Source organism: Cupriavidus sp. 01L45, assembly GCF_056399885.1.
Map to the genome: position 1 here is coordinate 38152 of NZ_JBFTSG010000065.1, position 21160 is coordinate 59311.

At 67.5% G+C, this 21160-nt stretch carries 14 protein-coding genes and 1 pseudogene; 7 read left to right on the forward strand and 8 right to left on the reverse strand.

Annotated features, from left to right (window positions below; genetic code table 11):
• Window positions 1–95: 95 nt before the first annotated feature.
• Window positions 96–1655: a sulfatase-like hydrolase/transferase gene (locus AC1DT6_RS33935; protein WP_477115321.1), complete on the reverse strand. Its 1560-nt coding sequence runs from the start codon at window positions 1653–1655 to the stop codon at window positions 96–98.
• A 158-nt stretch (window positions 1656–1813) separates the two neighbouring features.
• Window positions 1814–2761, reverse strand: a complete 948-nt coding sequence (locus AC1DT6_RS33940; RefSeq protein ID WP_051648081.1) for a tripartite tricarboxylate transporter substrate-binding protein — start codon at window positions 2759–2761, stop codon at window positions 1814–1816.
• A 283-nt stretch (window positions 2762–3044) separates the two neighbouring features.
• Between AC1DT6_RS33940 and AC1DT6_RS33945 the strand changes: the two genes are divergently transcribed.
• From AC1DT6_RS33945 to AC1DT6_RS33970, 6 genes are all read left to right on the forward strand, one after another.
• Window positions 3045–3644: a MarR family winged helix-turn-helix transcriptional regulator gene (locus tag AC1DT6_RS33945; protein WP_441631032.1), complete on the forward strand. Its 600-nt coding sequence runs from the start codon at window positions 3045–3047 to the stop codon at window positions 3642–3644.
• A 92-nt stretch (window positions 3645–3736) separates the two neighbouring features.
• Window positions 3737–4477, forward strand: coding sequence for a tetratricopeptide repeat protein (locus AC1DT6_RS33950; protein ID WP_441631034.1), 741 nt, complete (start codon window positions 3737–3739; stop codon window positions 4475–4477).
• Window positions 4478–4645: 168 nt separating this feature from the next.
• Window positions 4646–8191, forward strand: a complete 3546-nt coding sequence (locus AC1DT6_RS33955; RefSeq protein WP_441631036.1) for a transglutaminase family protein — start codon at window positions 4646–4648, stop codon at window positions 8189–8191.
• Between the two features lie 27 nt (window positions 8192–8218).
• Window positions 8219–10882 carry a circularly permuted type 2 ATP-grasp protein gene (locus AC1DT6_RS33960; RefSeq protein WP_477115322.1) on the forward strand — a complete coding sequence of 888 codons (2664 nt, stop codon included), beginning with the start codon at window positions 8219–8221 and terminating at the stop codon, window positions 10880–10882.
• A gap of 8 nt (window positions 10883–10890) precedes the next feature.
• Window positions 10891–11829 carry a transglutaminase family protein gene (locus tag AC1DT6_RS33965; protein WP_441631040.1) on the forward strand — a complete coding sequence of 313 codons (939 nt, stop codon included), beginning with the start codon at window positions 10891–10893 and terminating at the stop codon, window positions 11827–11829.
• 78 nt (window positions 11830–11907) lie between these two features.
• Window positions 11908–12840 (forward strand): alpha-E domain-containing protein, encoded by a 933-nt coding sequence (locus AC1DT6_RS33970; RefSeq protein ID WP_441631042.1) that lies wholly within the window; start codon window positions 11908–11910, stop codon window positions 12838–12840.
• A gap of 116 nt (window positions 12841–12956) precedes the next feature.
• On the opposite strand, the pseudogene AC1DT6_RS33975 reads toward AC1DT6_RS33970, so the two are convergent.
• The 6 genes and pseudogenes from AC1DT6_RS33975 to AC1DT6_RS34000 all read right to left on the reverse strand — a co-directional run.
• Window positions 12957–13715: pseudogene (locus AC1DT6_RS33975) on the reverse strand (ParA family protein); the annotation flags it as partial.
• An 82-nt stretch (window positions 13716–13797) separates the two neighbouring features.
• Window positions 13798–14940 carry a rod shape-determining protein RodA gene (gene rodA / locus AC1DT6_RS33980; RefSeq protein ID WP_441631045.1) on the reverse strand — a complete coding sequence of 381 codons (1143 nt, stop codon included), beginning with the start codon at window positions 14938–14940 and terminating at the stop codon, window positions 13798–13800.
• Window positions 14941–14952: 12 nt separating this feature from the next.
• Window positions 14953–17277 carry a penicillin-binding protein 2 gene (mrdA, locus tag AC1DT6_RS33985; RefSeq protein WP_477115323.1) on the reverse strand — a complete coding sequence of 775 codons (2325 nt, stop codon included), beginning with the start codon at window positions 17275–17277 and terminating at the stop codon, window positions 14953–14955.
• Between the two features lie 72 nt (window positions 17278–17349).
• Window positions 17350–17862: a rod shape-determining protein MreD gene (gene mreD, locus AC1DT6_RS33990; protein ID WP_035859668.1), complete on the reverse strand. Its 513-nt coding sequence runs from the start codon at window positions 17860–17862 to the stop codon at window positions 17350–17352.
• The gene (mreC, locus tag AC1DT6_RS33995) at window positions 17859–18899 is read right to left on the reverse strand and encodes a rod shape-determining protein MreC (protein WP_045238331.1); all 1041 of its coding nucleotides are present in this window, start codon (window positions 18897–18899) and stop codon (window positions 17859–17861) included. Before mreC ends, mreD begins: the two co-directional genes overlap by 4 nt.
• Before the next feature lie 202 nt (window positions 18900–19101).
• Complete coding sequence (locus AC1DT6_RS34000) at window positions 19102–20145, reverse strand: rod shape-determining protein (protein ID WP_035859663.1); 1044 nt, start codon at window positions 20143–20145, stop codon at window positions 19102–19104.
• 626 nt (window positions 20146–20771) lie between these two features.
• On the opposite strand from AC1DT6_RS34000, the gene gatC reads away from it, so the two are divergent.
• Entirely contained in the window at window positions 20772–21071 is a 300-nt protein-coding gene (gene gatC / locus AC1DT6_RS34005) for an Asp-tRNA(Asn)/Glu-tRNA(Gln) amidotransferase subunit GatC (protein ID WP_441636968.1), read from the forward strand.
• Window positions 21072–21160: the final 89 nt, after the last annotated feature.

Below are 21160 nucleotides of genomic sequence, written 5' to 3' on the forward strand. Positions count from 1 at the left end.
TATTACGGTAAGAATGGGTGGAATCTTAACCCCTGGGCTGCATCTCTGCCTAATCGACCCTGCCCCCGCTGCGAGGCCCGCTTACAACTGACCGCTCACCACACGCCAAAGAACACGCCCGCCTGCTTATACACATTGGTCTTCGCCGCCACTTCCGCACTGCTGACCGTGGTGCGTGGCTTCAGCGTGCAGAACCATTCCAGCAGATGCCCCCGCATGGCCGAGCGGATCGGCTCATGGCCGGCATCCCCGCCCAGGTCGAAGAACTCATCGGGGTCGCGCTCCAGGTCGAACAGCTGCGGGCGGAAGCCCTGCCAGTGAACATACTTCCAGCGGGCGTTGCGGACCATCCAGGCTCGGCATTCGCCCGGGTGCCGGCCCAGCGCCACGCGCGCGCCGCGATAGGCGTAGTCCAGCTCCGACACCACGAAATCGCGCCACGGACCGGCGCTGCGCGCGCGCGTGAGATCCAGCAGCGAGCGGCCTTCGACGCGATGGTCGGCCGGCGGCAGGCCCAGGGCGTCCAGCACGGTCGGCACCACGTCCACGGCGGAGACCATGCGCGCATCGACGCTGCCGCGCGTGGCATCGGCGTCGGGCGATGGGTCGTAGACGATCAGCGGGATATTCTGCACGGTGTCGTAGAACTGCTCCTTCTCGCCGAGCCAGTGATCGCCGAGGAAGTCGCCGTGATCGGCGGTGAAGACGATCAGCGTATCTTCCCAGCGGCCCAGGCGTTCGAGCTGCTCCCACAGCTCGCCAAGCCGGTCGTCGATCTGCTGCACCAGCCCCTGATAGGCGGGGCGAACCGTGTCCGAGACTTCGCTGCGCATGAAGTTGGCGCATTCCTCCTGCGTGCGGTATGCGTCCAGCACCGGGTGCGGGTCCTCCAGCTCCGCGTCGTGGCGCTTGAGCGGCAGGCAGTCGTCCAGCGAGTAAGCCGCGTGGTAAGGCGCCGGTGCCATATAGGGCCAGTGCGGCTTGACCAGCGAGAGATGCAGTACCCACGGATCGGCGCCACGCGTGGCGATGTACTGCATGGCCTGGCCTACCGTATAGGCCGTCTCCGAATGCGGCTCCGCCACGCGCGCCGGCAGGCCTGCATTGCGCATCTGCCAGCCCGACACGATCTCGCCCTGCGCGTTCTCCGCGCTGATCACGTAATCGGTCCAGGGATCGGCGCTGTCGTAGCCCTGCTGGCGCAGCCAGTCGGCATAGGCGCCGCGGGGCTCGGCATGATGGCCGTCATGACGGTCGACTTCGACAAAATGCCCGCTGCGCAGCAGCGTTTCCAGCTCGCTGCCGCCGTCGAGGTGCAGGCGTTTCATGTTGGCGTTGTCGGGCATGACGTGGGTCTTGCCGGCGAGCGCCAGTGAGCGGTGACTGTCCTTCAGGTACTCGCCCAGCGTTACTTCGCCGACCGACAGCGGCACGCGATTCCAGGTGGCGCCGTGGCTGCTGGGGTAGCGGCCGGTGTAGAAGCTCATGCGGCTCGGGCCGCACACGCCGGAGGTGACGAAGGCCTTGGTGAAGCGCACGCCGCGCGCGGCGAGGGCGTCGATGTTCCTGGTGCGCAGGGTGGGGTGGCCGTAGCAGGTCAGGTGGTCCTGACGCAACTGGTCGCACATGATGAAGAGGGTGTTTCTCGTGGACATGGCTTTCCTGACGATCTGCCTGGGGTCGGACGATTGCCGCCCGACCCGGATTCCATCAACTCAACAAATAACAGAATGGGATTCGACGATGACTACATCAGTCAAGAAGATGATATTGATCTGATGAATAATCATGGCGATATTTTCTGGGGGAATTTTCAGTCCCCCGTATAACCGGATGCCTTGACCACCGGCCCCCAGCGCCCGGCGTCCGCCGCCAGCACCTTCCCGAACTGCTCCGCGCTCCCGGTCAGCGGCTCCAGTCCCAGCTTCAGGAAGCGCTCCTTCAGGTCCCCTGACTGCACCGCGTGCACAATCGCCGCGTTCAGCCGGTCGATGGCCGCCTTCGGCAAGCCAGCCGGCGCCAGGAAGCCGTACCTGCCTACGCCCTCGATATCCTTATAGCCAAGCTCGGTAAACGTGGGCACATCCGGCAGCGCCACCGACCGCTGCGTTCCCGAACTCGCCAGCACGCGAATCTTTCCGGCCCGGTGCATCTCGGTCAGGTCGGCCAGCGTATCGACCGACGCCGGCACCTGCCCGCCCACCAGCGCATTCATCAGCGGTGCCGAGCCATTGAACGGCACATGCAGCATCTCGACGCCCACCTGCCTGCCGACCAGCAAGCCAAAGAAGTGCGGGATGCTGCCAAGCGCCGGCGACGCGTACGAGTTGTTCTTCGCAGGATTGGCCTTGAGCCAGTCGATGTACTCCTTCAGCGTCTTCGCCGTCGTGCCGGGGCCGGCGGCCAGCGCCAGCTGGAAGTTGGCGGCCTGCGCCACCGGGGTGAAGTCGCGCTGGATGTCGTAATTGAGCTTGCGGTAGACCAGCGGGGCGATGGTCATTACCGCCGAGTTGGCGATTACCAGCGTGTTGCCGTCGGCGGGCAGCGTGCGGGCGTAGTCCATCACCAGGCGGCCGCCGGCGCCGGGCTTGTTCTCGATGACCACGGTCTGCCTGAGCTCGTCGCGCAGCTTGTCGCCGATCAGGCGCGCGGCCAGGTCGGCGGTGCCGCCGGCGGGGTAGCCCACGAGGATGCGCAGAGGACGGTCGTTCTGGGCGCTGGCCGGTGCGCTGGGCAGGCAGGTGGCGGCCAGCACGGTCATGGTGGCGAGGGTGGGAACTAGCGCGCGCAGCAGTTTGGCGGGTTTCACGGATTCTCCTGTTGGTTCGGCATCGGCGGGAAGCCGGCCAATTTATCGATACGGTCGTGGTGAGCCAAAGAAGGGTTTCGCGGATCGATCCGCGCGTTTCGTTCCTTGTCGCCGGGTGCCCGGCCGTACCCCGGCGGCTGCGTTGTCCATGCGGCTCGCCAGTTCTTGTGCAGCGGCACAGACGCTAACACCCACCCATATAATTGACAAAATCAACTAAATTTGCGGGTGCGGCATGAGCGCTGACGAAACGGGCAGGCAGGGCAGCGGGAACGCCGGGGAGCTGGCGGACGAACGGGAACGGGATGCCGGCGAGACGCTGCAGCATCCCGCCCGGCTGGCCGACTTCCTGAACTACCGCCTCTATCACCTGAGCCGTGTCGCCCTGCAAGCCAGCGGGCATCACCTGCGCGTCGCGGTCGGGGTGAGCCGGCGCGAGTGGCGCATGCTGTCCTTCCTCGGCGAGCAGCCGGGCACGCGCCTGACGGAGCTGGCGCAAAGCGCCGGGCTGGACAAGGTGCTGGCCAGCCGCGCCGTGCATGCCTTGATGGCGCGTGGTCTGGTGCTGCGCGCCACGCGCGAGACGGACCGGCGGGCGGCGGCGTTCGTGCTGAGCGAGGAGGGCGAGGCGGTCTACCGGCAGGCCTTTGCGCAGGCGCAGGCCTTCAACGCGCGCCTGGCCGCCTGCCTGGCTCCGGAGGAGGCGCGGGTGCTGGGGCGTTGCCTGTCCCGCCTGCAAGCCGAGGCCGAAACCTTGCTGGCGCAGGCGCAAGCGCTGCCCGACACCGTACCCGCGCCTGCGCAGTTGCCCCAGGATTGGTGGCGCCAGCCGTAAGGTCCGGCCGCTGGCTTCCGACTGCACCCTGCGACTTCCTGCTCCTACACTTGTAGACTTGGAGTCAGCGCGTGCACTGCCTGGAGCCTGCCATGCCGCTTGTTCGTCTCTTTTCGCCCCGGCTGCGCGCCGCCACCGCCGCGGCGCTGGTGCCCGCCTGCCTGCTCGCTGCCCCGCTTGCCCTTGCCGCGCCCCAGCCTCCCGCACCGGCGCAAGCGCTGACGCGCCAGGCGGTGGCCGCCTACGACGCAGGCGCCTTCGATGCGGCCTTGCGCGACTTTGCCAAGGCGGCCGAGCAGGGCAACCGGCTGGCCCAGTTCAATTACGCGATGATGATGCTGCGCGGCGAGGGCACGCCGGTGCGCCCGCAGGAGGCGCTGGTCTGGCTGCGCCGCGCCGCCGACAACGACATGACCCACGCCCAGTTCACTTTTGGCGAGCTGTACGAGCACGGCGAACTGGTGCCGCGCTCGCTGGAATCCGCCAACGAGTGGTACCGCCGCGCGGCGGAAGGCGGCCATGTGCAGGCCCAGGTCGAGCTGGCGACGAACTACTTTACCGGGCGCGGCGTGGCGCGCGACTACGGCAAGGCATTCCAGTGGTACAGCCGCGCCGCCAGCGCCGGCGACGGCGGCGCGCAATACATCGTCGGCAGCTACTACGAGCGTGGCGAGCCCGGCGTGGTGGAAAAAGACATCGAGCAGGCCAAGATCTGGTACGCCCGCTCCGCCTCGCACGGAGACCCCGGCGCGCTGGCCAAGCTGCGCTCGCTGCTGGAGCAGGGGCTGAAAGACAAGGCGAAAGCCAATCCCAAAGGAGCCGGCGCCATGTAATGCCCCGGTCGCATTGCCATGGTGCCATATCAGGTGGAGTAGCCGCGGCCAGGCTGACGCCGGCCGGAGCAGAGCGTAATCAAGGGGGAAGCCGCGCCTCGTCGAGCCCGGGGCGGTACAACTCTTGCTTGTAAGCACAACACAAAACCTGCGCAATGGGAGGCCCGAGTGGCAACGCACGTCGCACTGAACCACGTCACCCACTACCGGTATGACCGGCCGGTGAAACTCTCGCCGCAAGTGGTACGGCTCCGGCCCGCCCCACACTGCCGCACCCCCATTCTTTCGTATTCGCTGCGCATCGAGCCCGAGCAGCATTTCATCAACTGGCAGCAGGACCCGTTCGCCAACTACCTGGCCCGGCTGGTGATCCCCGAGCCCACGACCGGGTTCAAGATCACCGTCGACCTGGTGGTCGAGATGGCGGTCTACAACCCGTTCGACTTCTTCCTGGAACCCTACGCCGAGCGTTTCCCCTTCAGTTACGAGGCGGGCCTGGCGCACGAACTGGCGCCCTATATGGTCAAGGGCGAGCCGACGCCGCGCTTTGCCGCCTTCGTGGAGAGCATCCCGCGCACGCCGCAGGTCACCATCGATTTCCTGGTGGGCCTGAACCAGCGCCTGCAGGAGGACATCCGCTACCTGATCCGCATGGAGCCCGGCGTGCAGACGCCCGAGCAGACGCTGGAATCCGGCGCGGGCTCCTGCCGCGATTCGGGCTGGCTGCTGGTGCAGACGCTGCGCCACCTGGGTCTGGCGGCGCGCTTCGTATCCGGCTACCTGCTGCAACTGGCGCCCGACGTGAAATCCATCGACGGCCCCAGCGGCACCGAGGTGGACTTCACCGACCTGCACGCCTGGTGCGAGGTGTACCTGCCCGGCGCGGGCTGGGTCGGCCTGGATCCCACCTCCGGCCTGCTGGCCGGCGAGGGCCATATCCCGGTGGCGTGCACGCCCGAGCCCAGCAGCGCGGCGCCGGTCAGCGGCGCGGTGGACGAGAGCGAGGTGAGCTTTCACCACGAGATGTCGATCACCCGCATCTATGAATCGCCGCGGGTGACCAAGCCCTATACCGAGGAGCAGTGGCAGGCCGTGGCCGCCACCGGCGCCGAGGTCGATCGCTTGCTCAACGCGCAGGACGTGCGCCTGACCATGGGCGGCGAGCCTACCTTTGTCGCGGTCAGGGACCGCGACGGCGCGGAGTGGAACACGGACGCGCTCGGTCCCACCAAGCGCGCCTATGCCACCGAACTGGTGCATAAACTGCGCGGCCGATACGGCGAGGGTGGTTTCCTGCACTTCGGCCAGGGCAAGTGGTACCCCGGCGAGCAACTGCCGCGCTGGGCCTTGTCGATCTGCTGGCGCGCCGATGGCCAGCCTTGCTGGCAGGATCCGTCGCTGTTCGCCGACGAGCGCGAGCCGGGCGACTACACGGAGGCCGACGCGCAGCGTTTCCTCGACAGCCTGGCCGGCCGGCTCGGCCTCAATCCGGACTTTGTGCAGCCCGGCTATGAAGACACCTGGTATTACCTCTGGCGCGAGCGCCGGCTGCCGGTCAACGTCGACCCCATGGACGCGCGGCTGGACGACGAGATGGAGCGCATGCGCCTGCGCCGCGTGTTCGATGGCGGGCTGTCGCGGCCGACCGGCTACGTGCTGCCGCTGCGCCGCACCGGCGAGGAGGATGGCCCTGCCTTGTCCGGCCAGCGCTGGATCAGCGGACCGTGGTTCTTCCGCGACGACCGCATGTACCTGCTGCCCGGCGATTCGCCGATGGGCTATCGCCTGCCGCTCGATGCCCTGCCCTGGGTCAGCGAGGCGGACTACCCCTGGCAGTTCGACCAGGACCCGTTCGCGGTACGCTCGCCGCTACCCACCGGCGCACAGCTGCGCACGCAGTTGCCGGGCCTTGCCGGCTCGGGCGCCGAGACTGGCCAGGGTCACGGGATTCGCGCCAGCACCGCGGCTTTCCCGGCACCCGGCTCCGCGATGGCAAGGAGCGCAGTTGCCGGTGCCGGCAGGGCCGCGGGCATTGCCGTCGGTGCCGGCACGCCCGGCGGCCAGGCGGCCGACCTGGCGCGCGTGCCCGGACGCGGCGAATCCGCGGGCTGGATCACCCGCACCGCGCTCTGCGTGGAGGTGCGCCACCCCAGCCGCGCCGCGGGCCCCAAGGCCGAGAGCAAGGCTGCTGGCGACAAGCGCGGCATGCTCTATGTTTTCATGCCGCCGCTGACCGTGCTGGAGGATTACCTGGAACTGCTGGCGGCGGTGGAAGCCACCGCCGCCGGGCTGGGCGTGAAGATCGTGCTCGAAGGCTACCCGCCCCCGCGCGACGTGCGCCTGAAGGTGCTGCAGGTCACGCCCGATCCCGGCGTGATCGAGGTCAATATCCATCCCGCGGCCAACTGGGACGAACTGGTCGACCATACCGAGTTTCTCTACCAGGCCGCCCACGAAACCTACCTCAGCACCGAGAAGTTCATGCTCGACGGCCGCCACACCGGGACCGGCGGCGGCAACCACTTCGTGCTGGGCGGCGCCACGCCGGCCGACAGTCCCTTCCTGCGCCGCCCCGATGTGCTGTCCAGCCTGATCGCGTACTGGCACAACCATCCCTCGCTGTCCTACCTGTTCTCGGGCATGTTCATCGGCCCCACCAGCCAGGCGCCGCGTGTGGACGAGGCACGCAACGACCAGCTGTACGAACTCGAGATCGCCTTTGCCGAACTGCAGCACCAGCTCGACCGCCTGAGCGGCACGCAAGGGGCGGCGGGCGCCAATGGCGCGCACGTGCCGCCGTGGCTGGTCGACCGCGCGTTGCGCAATATCCTGATCGATGTCACCGGCAACACCCACCGCAGCGAGTTCTGCATCGACAAGCTCTACTCGCCCGACGGCCCTACCGGCCGGCTCGGCCTGCTGGAGCTGCGCGCGTTCGAGATGCCGCCGCACGGGCGCATGAGCCTGGTGCAGCAACTGCTGCTGCGCGCGCTGGTGGCACGCTTCTGGCGCGAGCCGTATCGCGCGCGGCTCACGCGCTGGGGCACCGAGTTGCACGACCGCTTCCTGCTGGGCACCTTCGTGCAGATGGATTTCGACGACGTGCTCGCCGAGATGCGCGAGGCGGGCTTCGCCTTCGACAACGCCTGGTTCGCCCCGCATTTCGAGTTCCGCTTCCCGCGCGTGGGCGAACTGGCGGCGGGCGGGCTGGCGCTGACGCTGCGCGCCGCGCTGGAGCCGTGGCACGTGATGGGCGAGGAGGGCAGCGCCGGCGGCACCGTGCGCTATGTGGATTCCTCGCTGGAACGCATCGAAGTGCGCGTGCTGGGCCTGAACGACAGCCGCCACGTGGTTACGGTCAACGGCCGCGCGGTGCCGCTGCAGCCCACCGGGCGCGTGGGCGAGTTCGTGGCGGGGGTGCGCTACCGGGCCTGGGCGCCGCCGTCCGCGCTCCATCCCACCATCGCGTCGCACGCGCCGCTGACTTTCGACGTGGTGGACACCTGGATGGGACGCAGCATCGGCGGATGCCAGTATCATGTTTCGCATCCGGGCGGGCGCAGCTACGAGACCTTCCCGGTCAATGCCTACGAGGCCGAAAGCCGGCGCCTGACACGCTTCTTCACACTCGGACACACACCGGGCGTGATGCGCGTGGAGGAACCCCGCCGCGGCCTCGAGTTTCCGTTCACGCTGGATTTGCGGCAACGCTGATCCGGCTCGCCCCCAAGCCGCGCCCCCGTGCCTCAACAGCCATCACTGCCTTTCGATGAATCCACCCCCGCGGCAGACGCGGTGATGCACCGCGCGCGGCCGGTGCCGCCCGGCCACCTTGACGAACTGGGCGCGTGCGGCGACGGGCTGCGCGCGCCGTGGGCGAGCTTCTTCCAGGTGCTGGGCGAGGAAGGCATCGACGGCCTCGACCAGCAGGCCGCCGCCATGGCGCGCCAGATCCGCGACAACGGCGTGACCTACAACGTGTACGCGGACAACGCCGACAAGGCTGGCGCACGCGCCTGGGCGCTGGACCTGCTGCCCTTCCTGGTCGCCGAGGACGACTGGGAGCGGATCGAGCGCGGCGTGATCCAGCGGGCCGAGCTGGCCAACGCCGTGGTGGCCGACATCTACGGGCCGCAGACCCTGCTGTCCAAGGGCTTGCTGCCGGCCGGCCTGGTCTTCGGCCATCCCGGCTACCTGCGCCCGCTCAAGGGCTACCAGCCGCCGGGCGGCAATTTCCTGCATATCGTCGCGGTGGACCTGGCGCATACCGTGGCGGGCGGCTGGACCGTCATGGCCCACCGCACGGAAACGCCTTCGGGCATGGGCTACGCGCTGGAAAACCGGCTGATCATCTCCAGCCTGTTCACCGATGCGTTCCGCGAGCTGCGCGTGCGGCGCCTGCCCGCCGCGTTCACGCAACTGGTGGCCACGCTGGCGCAGCAGCCCGCGGCGCAGCCACCCGCGCCCGAATCCGCTGCCGGCATGGCGGTGGCGGTCAGCAAGCACATCGTGCTGCTCACCCCGGGCCCCTATAACGAAACCTATTTCGAGCACACCTTCCTGGCCCGCTACCTCGGCATCACGCTGGTCGAGGGCAAGGACCTGACCGTGCGCAACGACGTGGTCTACCTGAAGACCCTGGCCGGGCTCGAACGCGTCGACGTGGTACTGCGCCGCCTGGACGATGCCTATTGCGATCCGGTCGAGCTGCGGCAGGACTCCACGCTTGGCGTGCCCGGCTTGCTGCAGGCGATGCGCGCGGGCAATGTGCTGGTCTCCAACGCGCCCGGCTCGGGCTTCCTGGAAACGCCGGCCATCCACGGTTTCCTGCCCGCCATCGCCCGCGAACTGCTGGGCGAGCCGTTGCTGCTGCCCGGCGTGCCGAGCTGGTGGTGCGGCGAGGCCACCGCGCGCGCGGAAGCGCTCGCGCAATTCAGCGAAGCCTTCCTGATGCCGACCTATCCGCGCGGCATGGCGCAGCCGTGGGAAGGGCCACGGCTGGGCATGGAGCGCGGCCTGCAGCGGCTGGCCGACTGGCGCGAGCGCATCGAGCAGGTGCCCGATCTGTTCACCATCCAGGCCGATCTGCCGCTGTCGCACGCGCCGCGCTGGGAAGGCCCGCATATCGGCTCGCGCATGGCCATGCTGCGGGTCTACGCCATCGCCGACGGGCGCGGCGGCTGGCAGGTGATGCCGGGCGGCTTTACCCGGCTCGCGGGAGAAGGGCAGCCGGCGGTTTCGATGCAGCTCGGCGGGTCCAGCGTCGATACCTGGGTGCTGTCGAGCCAGCCGGCACAGCCGGTGCCGATGCCGCCGCCGTTCCCGATGGGCAGCACGGGCCTGGGGCCAGCCCCCAAGCCGCTGGCGGTATCGAGCCGCGCCGCCGAGAACCTGTTCTGGGCCGGCCGCTATGCCGAGCGTGCGGAGAACAATGTGCGCCTGTGCCGGCTAGTGCTGGGCTCGATCGAGAGCAGCGACGACCGCGACGACAGCGCGCTCGACGTGATCGGCGAACTGGTGCAGGCCTGCGGCCTGCTGCCGACCGGCGCCCCGCAGCCGCGGGCCTCGCTGCGCGTGTTCGAGCGCAGCCTGGTATCCGCGCTGGCGGAAGACGCCGGCTGGACCAGCGTGGGCCAGAACCTGGCCAGTCATGTGCATGCCGCCACCGAGATCCGCAACCGGCTGTCCAACGATCACTGGCGCACCATCCTGGCCGCGCGCAACGATTTCGGCGACGCGATGGCGGCCGCTTGTGGCGGCAGCCCGGGCGCGGCGGGCAGCGACGCCGGCTACTACGACCGGCCGCGCGTGCTGGCGGCGCTGGATCGCCTGGGCATGCAGCTCGCCGCCATCAGCGGCGCCCAGGGCGACCGCATGACCCGGGATGAAGCCTGGCGCCTGCTGTTCATCGGCCGCCATATCGAACGCGTGGCCACGCTGTCGACCTTCCTGCAGGTGTTCGCGCACAACGGCGCGCTGCTGCACCGGACCTGCTTCGACCTGGTGCTGCACCTGTTCGACAGCACGCTGACCTTCCGCGCGCTCTATCCCGGCCGCTCCGATGTGCCGGCGCTGGTCGACCAGATCGTGATCGAGCCCACCAATCCGCGCGGGCTCTATGGCGTGCTGGCGCGGCTGCGCGTCAAGCTCGGCCAGGTCACGCCCCCGGCCAGTCCGGCAGGCACCGGGCGTTTGCCGCTGCCGCAGTTCCTGCCCACGGTGGAGACGCTGCCTGGCTGGGAGGCGCTATGCGAGCGTGATGCCGACGGGCAATACACCAATCTGGTGCAATTGTGCGGGCAACTGACGAGCATGATGGTGCAATTGTCCGACGAAATCAGTGCGCGCTACTTCAGCCATGCCGGCATGGCCGGGACGGGTGCCTGGGCCGGGGTGCAGCCATGACCGCGGCGATGAACGAGACGACCGCCGCCGCCGCCGTCGCGCCCGCGACACCCGCGCCGCGCGCCGCATCCGTGCTGACCGTCCACCACAAGACCATCTACGACTACACCGCGCCGGTGGAAAACGCCCAGCAGCGCGCCGTGGTGTTCCCGGTCACTTGCCCGTGGCAGGCGGTGCTCTCGCACAGCACGCTGATCGAGCCGGCGCCGTCGCACCAGCGTGCCGACACCGATGCCTTCGGCAACAACGTGCTGTACTTCACCATCGACGTGCCGCACGACTTCATGCAGCTCGCCTGCGAGAGCACGGTCAGCCTGACGCCGCGCTGGGAGGCGCTCGATCCCGCCGCCAGCATGCCGTGGGAAGCCGCCGTGGCAGCGCTGCGCTTTCGCGCCGGCCAGCCCTTCATGCCGCAGAGCGAGTTCTGCTTCGCCTCGCCCAACATAGCGCTGCATCCGGACCTCAAGGCCTACGCGCTGGCCAGCTTCGCGCCCGGCACGACAGTGGTGGCGGGCGCCATCGACCTGATGCACCGCATCCATGCCGACTTCGAATACCACGCCACCGCCACCGAGGTCGATACGCCGGCGCTGCAGGCCTTCGGCCTGCGCAGCGGCGTGTGCCAGGATTTCGCCCAGGTGATGATCGGCTGCCTGCGCTCGCTTGGCCTCGCCGCGCGCTATGTCAGCGGCTACTTGCGCACCGAACCGCCGCCCGGCCAGCCCAGGCTGATCGGCGCCGACGCCTCGCACGCGTGGCTGTCGGTCTACTGCCCGCTGGCCGGCTGGGTCGACCTCGATCCCACCAACGATGTGCTGGCCGACACCGGCCACGTCACGCTGGCATTCGGGCGCGACTACAGCGATGTCTCGCTGCTGCGCGGTGTCATCTTCGGCGGCGGCGCGCACGATGTCGAAGTGGAGGTCAGCGTGTTGCCGCTCGTGTAGCGACGCCGCAGCGGTCAGCGGCTGGCAAGCCAATTGCTTGTCGGTAGCCTGGGTTTGCCGAGAAAAGGGGGAATCATCATGCTAAGCCGCACCGCCGACCACCTGTTCTGGATGGCCCGCTACACCGAGCGTGCGGAGAACACCGCACGCATGCTCGACGTCAACTACCAGGCCTCAATGCTGCCGCAGTCGCCCGACGTGGCCCGGCAAGGCTGGCTGGCGATGCTCGATGTGACCGAACTCACGCCGGTATTTGCCGCGCATCACGGCGCGGTGGCGCACGGGGAGGTGATCGACTTCATGGTGCGGGACCTGAGCCATCCCGCGTCGATCATGTCGTGCCTGCGCGCCGCCCGCGAAAACGCCCGTGCGGTGCGCGGCGCGCTTACCACGCCGCTTTGGGAGACCATCAACACCACCTGGCTCGATGTGCAGCAGATGGTTGCCGACGGGATCCTGCGGCACGACCCGGCGCAGTTCTTCGAGTGGGTGAAGTTCCGCTCTCACCTTACGCGCGGCGTGGAAGCCGGGACCATGCTCAAGGACGAAGCCTATTGCTTCATGCGCCTGGGGACGTTCCTGGAACGGGCGGATAACACGGCCCGCATTCTCGATGTCAAGTTCCAGGCTACCGACCTGGGGCAGCAGCAGGACGACTTCTATCAGTGGGCTGCCGTATTGCGTTCGGTGTCGGGGCTGGAGATGTATCGCAAGGTTTATCGATCGGTGGTTACGCCGGAACGCGTGGCGGAGTTGCTGATCGTGCATCCGGATATGCCGCGGTCGCTGGCGGCGAGTTTGCGGGAGGTGGTTTCGTTGCTGGCGCAGGTCAGGAATGCGCAGTCAGTGGAGACGGAGAGGCGGGCGGGGAAGCTGCATGCCGAGCTTAAATTCACTCGGATCGAGGATATTTTTTCTGTTGGGATTCATGGGTGGCTTAGTGATTTTCTTCGCAGGATCCATGAGTTGGGGGGTGGGGTTAGTCGGGATTTTTTGATGAAGGGGGTGTAGGGGTAGGGGTAGGGGCAAACCATTGGCTTTTTTGTCGGTGCTTGGTCTTTGATTTGAGCGGTGTTGGCTCTTGCACCCAACAGCGTACGACATCCCCCTGCGGGGGACGCCGTACGCAGTTGGGTGCGCAAAGCCAAATACTCCAACGCCAGCTTATGCCGCGGATCCAGATGAATCATCGGCATCGCATGCTGATGCGACTCCCGGATCTTCACGGACGACGACAACCGTGAATTCAGCACCGGCAACCCCTCGCCAACCAGCTCCTCAACCAGTTGCAACGGCAGGCTGGCCCTCGGCTGGAACTGGTTGATCACAATACCCTCGACTTCGAGATCCGCATTGTGGTCATGCTGGATCTCCTTCACATTGTCGAGCAGCGTATAAAGCGCACGGCGCGAGAAGTCGTCGCAGTCGAACGGAATCAGGCAGCGCTCGACAGCGATCAACGCGGAGCGGGTGTAGAAATTCAAAGCCGGCGGCGTGTCGATGTAGATCGCGTCGTACACCGCTTCCAGCTCGATCAGCGCATCGCGCAGCTTGTAGATCTTGTAGCGGGATTCGAGCTTGCCGTGCAGCGCGTCGAGCTCGGGATGGGCGGGCATCACATCGAGGTTCTCGAACGGCGTGGCATGGATGAACGAGGTGACTTCCACCGGCTTGAAGCTGTACGTCAGCGCGGTGTTGAAGAAGTCTGCCACGGTCGGGGTGGCTTCCGCGGCCTGCGTGCCGAGCAGGTACTGGCTGGAGTTGCCTTGCGCATCCAGGTCGATGACCAGGGTGCGCAGGCCTTCGCTGGCACTGATGGCGGCCAGGTTGCAAACGATGGTCGACTTACCGACACCGCCCTTCTGATTGAATACGACGCGCCGCATTTGAGCCCTTGGATGTGAACGTGCCAAAGGGAAGAGRATACCCTAGCGCGGTGTCATTTCAGCGGCCAAATCGCGCGACAGGCTACGTCTGTATCAGCCGCTTCTGACGCGAGATACTCATCAGTATCCCGATCCCCATGCCCAGCGTCACCAGCGCCGTCCCGCCATAGCTCATCAACGGCAACGGCACCCCCACCACGGGCAGGATGCCGCTCACCATCCCCATGTTGACGAACGCGTAGGTGAAGAAGATCAGCGTGATCGCCCCCGCCAGCAGCCGCGAGAACAGCGTCGGCGCGTTGGCCGCGATATACAGCCCGCGGAAGATCAGCAGCAGGTACAGCACCAGCAGCACCGCATTGCCCACCAGGCCGAATTCCTCCGAGAAGACCGCGAAGATAAAGTCGGTGTGCTTTTCCGGGATGAACTCCAGGTGCGTCTGCGTGCCCTTCAGCCAGCCCTTGCCGAAGACGCCGCCGGAGCCGATGGCGATGATCGATTGGATGGTGTGGAAACCCTTGCCGAGCGGGTCGGTGGTGGGATCCAGCAGCGTGCAGATGCGGTGCTGCTGGTAGTCGTGCAGGATCGGCCAGTTCACGCCGGGGGCGCACATATCGTGCTCGAAGGTGACCAGCGCGGTGATGGCCACCACCACGATGGCAAGCAGCGGCAGGATGATCTTCCACGACAGGCCGGCGAAATAGATCACATAGAGGCCGGCGGCCATGACCAGCAGGCCGGTGCCGAGGTCGGGCTGCTTGGCGATCAGGCCAACGGGCACGAGCAGCAGCACCAGCGCCAGCACGAAATCGAACCACCTGACCGAGCCCTCCCGTTTCTGGAAGTACCACGCCAGCATCAGCGGCATGGCGATCTTCATGATCTCGGAGGGCTGGATCACCATGCCGACGTAGAGCCAGCGGCGCGCACCCTTGCGGATCAGGCCGAACATGGCCACCGCGACCAGCAGGGCCACGCCTACCGTGTAGAGCGGCACCGCCACCCGCATCAGCGTCTGGGTCGGCAGGTAAGCGATGGCCCACATCACCACATAGGACAGCAGGATGTTGCGCAACTGGTCCTCGACCCGCCCGGGCATGTCGATGGCGGCGGAGTAGAGCGCCACGATGCCGGTGGCGAACAGCAGGAAGACGATCAGCGCCAGCGGCTTGTCGAAGCCGGTGATGGCCGTCTTGATGAACGATAGGACGCGGCGGCGATCCATGGCGCGTCTCCTTCAGCGTGTAGCGTTGGCGTTGCCGCCGGCCGCGGCGGGCGCGGTTGCCGGCTTGGCGCGGGGTTTGGAACTGGCCGGCCCCACCACGGCCTGCGCGGCAGGGGCGGGGGCCGGAGCCGGGCGGCTGTGGCCAAGGGCCTGCGCCATGCGCTCGTCCAGCGTCTGTACCGCCGAGGCCGGCGCGATGGCGGCGGGGTCGATCACCGGCGCCTGCACGGCGGAAGCGGCCGTGGCGGCAGCACCGGCACGGGCTGCGACGCGCGCGGCCGGCGCGCTGGCGCCTTCGCTGGTGGCGGCGGCCTCGCTGGCGCCCATGACCGTGGCGCTGGCGATGCTGGCGGTGTGGCCGGTGGTGAACACGCTGGGCGTATCCACCGGCGGCTTGCCGCCGGCGCGCTCCGATGCGGGCGGGGCGATGTTCTCCAGCTCTGCCGGCCACTTGCCGAGCAGGTAGTAATCCATCACCTTGCGCGCGATCGGCGCGGCCACGGCGCCGCCGAAGCCGGCGTTTTCCACGATCATCGCCAGCGCGATCTTCGGGTTGTCCGCCGGGGCGAATGCCGTATAGAGCGCATGGTCGCGCTTGCGCTCGTCCAGCGCGTGGTGGTTGTACTTCTCGTTCTTGCCCATGGTGAAGGTCTGGGCGGTACCGGTCTTGCCGGCCGACTCGTAGGCTGCGCCGGCAAAGGCGCGCGCAGCCGTGCCCGAGTGCGTCACGCCGACCATGGCGCGCTTGATCACGTCGATATCGGCCTGCTTGAACGGCAGCCGGTAGCTTTCCTTGGGCACCGTGAGCTCGCGGTCGCGGGTTATGGAATCCTCCACCGCCTTGACCAGGTGGGGCTTCATCGCGGAGCCGTTGTTGACCAGGATGGCGGTGGCGTTGGCCAGCTGCAGGATGGTGAAGCTGTTGTAGCCCTGTCCGATGCCAAGGGAGATGGTTTCGCCGTCATACCACTTCCGCTGCTCGGGCTTGCGGTAGGCGCGCTGCTTCCATTCGGTCGACGGCAGGATGCCGCGGCTCTCGCCTTCGATGTCGATGCCGGTGATCTGGCCGAAGCCCAGCGGCTTCATGAAGTCATGAATGGCGTTGACGCCCATGTCGCGCGCCAGCATGTAGTAATAGGTATCGCACGACTGCACGATGGAGGCGTTCATGTCCACCCAGCCGTGGCCGCCCGGCTTGTCGTCGCGGAAGGTATGGTTGCCCAGCGTGAATGAGCCCGGATCGTGCATGCCCCAGGCTGCGGTGCGCTTGCCGGTGGTGAGCGCCGCCAGCGCCATGAACGGCTTGTAGGTCGAGCCGGGCGGGTAGGTGCCGCGCAGCGGACGGTTCAGCAGCGGCTTGTCGGGCGAGCCGTTGAGTTCGTTCCAGGTATTGGTGTCGATCCCTTCGACGAACAGGTTGGGGTCGTAGGTCGGCTTGGAAACAAAGGCCAGGATGTCGCCGGTGGCCGGCTCGATCGCCACCAGCGCGCCGCGCTTGTCGCCAAAGAGCGCCTCGGCCAGCTGCTGCAGGCGGATGTCGAGCGACAGGATCAGGTTGTTGCCGGGCGTGGCGGGGGAGGTGGACAGCGTGCGGATGGGGCGTCCGCCCGCGCTCACTTCCACTTCCTCGAAGCCGGTCAGGCCGTGCAGTTCGGTCTCGTAGCTCTGCTCGATGCCGATCTTGCCGATGTAGTTGGAGCCCTTGTAGTTGTCGGCGTCCTTGCGCGGATCGTACTTGGCGCCTTCGGCGCTGTTGGCCTCGTCCATGGCCTCGATGCGTTCCTGGTCGCGCTGCGAGATGCGGCCGAGGTAGCCGATCACGTGCGAGGCGGACTCGCCCATCGGGTACTGGCGGAACAGCCGCGCGCGCACGTCCACGCCGGGAAAGCGGAAGCGCTGCGCGGAGAAACGCGCCACTTCCTCGTCGGTGAGCTGGCTGCGGATCGGCAGGCTCTCGAAGCTGCGGGATTCTTCCATCAGCCGCTTGAAGCGGCGGCGGTCGCGCGGCTGGATGTCGATCAGCTGGGCTAGTTCCTCGATGGTGTTGTCGAGCGTGTCGGACAGCTTGGACGGCGTGATTTCCAGCGTGTAGGCGGAATAGTTGCGCGCCAGCACCACGCCGTTGCGGTCCATGATGATGCCGCGGTTGGGCTCGATCGGCGCCACCGAGATGCGGTTGTCCTCGGCCTTGGCCGAGTACTGGTCATGCTTGTACCACTGCAGCCAGAGAAAGCGCGTGAACAGCAGGCCGAAGCAGATCACGGCAAACAGGCCCGCCGCCGCTACGCGGATGCGGAAGCGGCCGAGCTCCTGTTCGACATTGCGTATTTCGGTCATGGTACTGCGTCAGCCTTGCGGTTTGCCGCGCACCCCAGGGGGCCGCGGCGGGACATCGGTTGGGGTAAAGCGTCAGATCGGCCGGGTTTCGTCCACGTCCGCGCTGCGGCGCTGCGGCGCCAGCAGCATGCCGGTGGCCAGCGGCCACAGCAGCGCCTCGATGCCCGGCGCCAGCAGCAGCTGCCAGCCGGGCAGCGGCGCGCCCATGGCCAGGCGGATCACCACCGGCACCGCGTGGGCGACGAACAGCAGCGGCAGCACGTGCAGCGCCTGGGTATAGACGGTGAACCACAGCACGCGCCGATGGATGGTGATGGCGAAGTACGCCAGCAGCGAGTAGGCCATGGCGTGCTCGCCCAGCAGGCGCGCATCGTGCACATCCATCAGCAGGCCGAGCGCGAACGCCACGCCCATGCCGACCTTGCGCGGCTGGTGGATGTTCCAGAACACCAGCACCAGCGCCACCATGTCGGGCACCCACAGCGTGGTGCCCCAGGGCATCAGGTTGAACAGGAAGGCCAGTACGAAACTCAGCGCGATAAACGCGGGGTTGACCGGGCGCAGCAGGTATTGGGGATTGGTCAACGCTTGACCTCCTTGGCGGCGGCGGGCTTGTCCGCGGGTTTTTCCGCCGCCTTGTCGGCAGGTTTGTCGGCCGGCTTTGCGGCGGGCTTCGCCGCCGGCTTGGCGTCGGCGCGTTCGGCGTCCTTCACGCCCGGCCGGTCGGCCCTGACGATCCTGGCTTCCTTGGCGTCGCGCGGGCCGTCGATGGATTCGCGCGGCGGCAGCTGGGCTTCGTAGCGGATCACCAGCAGCTGGCGGTGCGAGCGCACCCCGGCCACCGGCTCGCAGTACACACGCGAGAAGGCGGTATCCGCCTTGCGCTCGATCTGCACGATCCGGGCAACCGGCAGGCCGGGCGGGTAGGTGCCGTCCAGGCCCGAGGTGACCAGCAGGTCGCCCTGCTGCAGGTCGGCCGAGGCGGCCATGAAGCGCAGGTCCAGCAGGCCGGCGCGGGCGCCGCCGAAGGCTACGCTGCGCAGGCCGTTGCGCACGACCTGCACCGGAATGGCCTGTTCCTTGTCGGTCAGGAGCGTGACTTCGGACTGGAACGGCGACACGCGCGTCACCTGGCCGATCACGCCGCGTTCGTCGATCACCGGATAGCCCGCGCGCAGGCCGTGCTGGCTGCCGCGGTCGATCACGATGCGCTGGCTGTAGGGGTCGCGGGCGTCGTACAGGATCTCGGCCGACGTCACCGGCGTGGCCGACTGCTGCACCAGGCCGAGCAGCTTGCGCAACTGATTGTTCTCGGCTTCGAGCTGGGACTGGCGCACCGAGCCCTCGGCCTCGGCCACCATGCGGCGCCTGAGTTCGCGGTTCTCGCTGGCCAGGGCGGCCGCTGACTGGGCGTAGTCGAAGGTGGCGCGCAGTGCATCGCGCGGCACCAGCACGGTGCGCTCGACCGGCATCAGCACGGTGGCGGCAACCTGGCGCACCACGCGCAGGGCGTCAAAGCGCGCATCGACGATGAGCAGCGCCAGCGCGATCGTCACATAGAAGACGAGGCGCGCGACGGCGGAAGTGCCCTGCTTGAAGAGCGGCGGCGGAGTGTAATCCATTTACCCGTGCGCTGGCAGAAAGGTCTCCCGGTCCCGTAGGCACGACAGCGCCGCGGCGCGCCAGCCAGCGTGGCTGGGGCGTCGCGGCGCGGTGTGTTGCACGGGCTCGGGCCGGGTCGGGAGGGTGGCGCGGCACGGCGCGGCCCCGACCAGGTAGTCCGGCAGGCCGCGTCGCGCCACGAGCGATTCCTCTGCTGATTCTTTATTCGTAAGAGAAGATGCTGCCCAGCTTGTCCATGCGTTCGAGCGCCATGCCGGAGCCGCGCACCACGCAGGTCAGCGGGTCTTCGGCAACCAGCACCGGCAGGCCGGTTTCCTCGGCCAGCAGGCGATCCAGGTCGCGCAGCAGCGCGCCGCCGCCGGTCAGCATCATGCCGCGCTCGGCGATGTCGGCGCCGAGTTCCGGCGGGGTCTGTTCGAGCGCGATCTTGACTGCCGACACGATCTGGTTGAGCGGATCGGTCAGGGCTTCCAGGATCTCGTTGGAGGACACCGTGAAGGCGCGCGGGATGCCTTCGGACAGGTTGCGGCCCTTGACTTCCATTTCGCGGACTTCGGAGCCGGGGAAGGCCGAACCGATGGCCTTCTTGATGGCTTCGGCGGTCTGCTCGCCGATCAGCATGCCGTAGTTGCGGCGGATGTAGTTGACGATGGCTTCATCGAACTTGTCGCCGCCCACGCGCACCGAACCCTTGTAGACCATGCCGCCCAGCGAGATGATGCCCACCTCGGTGGTGCCGCCGCCGATATCCACCACCATCGAGCCGGACGGCTCCGACACGGGCAGGCCGGCGCCGATCGCGGCCGACATCGGCTCCTCGATCAGGTACACCTGGCTGGCGCCGGCGCCCAGCGCCGATTCGCGGATGGCGCGGCGCTCGACCTGGGTCGAGCCGCACGGCACGCAGATGATGATGCGCGGCGAGGGACGCAGCAGCTTGGTGTCGTGCACCATCTTGATGAACTGCTTGAGCATCTGCTCGGTGACGGTGAAGTCGGCGATCACGCCGTCTTTCATCGGGCGGATGGCCTCGATGTTGCCCGGGACCTTGCCCAGCATCTGCTTGGCTTCCTTGCCGACCGCCTGGATGGTTTTCTTGGCGTTGGGCCCGCCTTCCTGGCGAATCGCGACGACGGACGGCTCGTCAAGGACGATGCCCTTGTCGCGCATATAGATCAGGGTGTTGGCGGTGCCGAGGTCGATCGCGAGATCGTTCGAAAAGTAGCTGCGGAGAAATCCGAACATCAGGAATCCTGTTTTCTGGTGGTTCGCGAGTATGCGAAGTGGCCGGCGCCGCTGCGGGGCCAGCCACGATATTCATAGCGACGGGTAGTATTAAGGCCCCCGGTCGTTCGGTGGGGCCGGCGCCGTTGCCAGCCTGCCACAGGGGGCGTGCTGTCAGGGCCGGGGCCGCCAACCAAGGCCGTCTCGCCGGGTGGCGGAAACGACCTGTACGGGTACCTTTGATTAGACCACGCGCGAAAGTTCGGTGGAACGGCACCGCAATTACAATTTAATTGCTGGCGGGGGCGGTCTAATCGGAGGAACCTGTCTGTATCCCTTGCCTGCCTTCGGCATCGCACCGCCGGCTGGTGGCCTGGCGATGTGGCCAATGCTGCGATCCGTGGGTCCGGGGGACCGTAGGGTGACCCACAAAGCTCCGCGGCACGCGGTTTTGCACCAATGTGCACCAATGTGACGAAGGCGCTGCCAAAGGATGGCAACGCGCAATGATACCTTATAATTCCCCCTGTTTCGGGGGCTTCTACCCCGAAAAAACCTGTAACTTTGACGATTCCCGGGCGCTCCCGGCAGCACTCGCCGGCCCGCCCCGGCCGCGCCCGCATCGCCTTTCGCACCGACCCCAAGCCATGGCTCTCGACCTATCCGACGTCAAGCGCATCGCCCACCTTGCCCGCATCGAAATCAACGATGCCGAGGCCGGGCAGACGCTTGTGCAGCTCAATCAATTCTTCTCCCTGGTCGAACAGATGCAGGCGGTCGATACCACCGGCATCGTGCCGCTGGCCCACCCGCTGTCCGCGGTGCGCGAGATGTCGCAGCGGTTGCGCGACGACGCCGTGACCGAGCCCAACCGCCGCGAGGACTACCAGCGTCCCGCGCCGGCCACCGAAGGCGGCCTCTACCTGGTGCCCAAGGTCATCGAATAAAGGTCATCGAACACCGGCCCTCGAACCAGCGGCTGCGCCGCGCCGCCGCCAGGCGGCGCCGGCAGCCATCACCTGCCAAGCCAAACCGA

Coding starts and splice junctions, on each gene's coding strand:
- mrdA (WP_477115323.1), bottom strand. CDS start 17,277: ATGACCGAAATACGCAATGTCGAACAGGAGCTCGGCCGCTTCCGCATC.
- AC1DT6_RS34000 (WP_035859663.1), bottom strand. CDS start 20,145: ATGTTCGGATTTCTCCGCAGCTACTTTTCGAACGATCTCGCGATCGAC.
- AC1DT6_RS33965 (WP_441631040.1), top strand. CDS start 10,891: ATGAACGAGACGACCGCCGCCGCCGCCGTCGCGCCCGCGACACCCGCG.
- AC1DT6_RS33935 (WP_477115321.1), bottom strand. CDS start 1,655: ATGTCCACGAGAAACACCCTCTTCATCATGTGCGACCAGTTGCGTCAG.
- rodA (WP_441631045.1), bottom strand. CDS start 14,940: ATGGATCGCCGCCGCGTCCTATCGTTCATCAAGACGGCCATCACCGGC.
- AC1DT6_RS33970 (WP_441631042.1), top strand. CDS start 11,908: ATGCTAAGCCGCACCGCCGACCACCTGTTCTGGATGGCCCGCTACACC.
- AC1DT6_RS33945 (WP_441631032.1), top strand. CDS start 3,045: ATGAGCGCTGACGAAACGGGCAGGCAGGGCAGCGGGAACGCCGGGGAG.
- mreC (WP_045238331.1), bottom strand. CDS start 18,899: ATGGATTACACTCCGCCGCCGCTCTTCAAGCAGGGCACTTCCGCCGTC.
- gatC (WP_441636968.1), top strand. CDS start 20,772: ATGGCTCTCGACCTATCCGACGTCAAGCGCATCGCCCACCTTGCCCGC.
- AC1DT6_RS33950 (WP_441631034.1), top strand. CDS start 3,737: ATGCCGCTTGTTCGTCTCTTTTCGCCCCGGCTGCGCGCCGCCACCGCC.
- AC1DT6_RS33940 (WP_051648081.1), bottom strand. CDS start 2,761: ATGACCGTGCTGGCCGCCACCTGCCTGCCCAGCGCACCGGCCAGCGCC.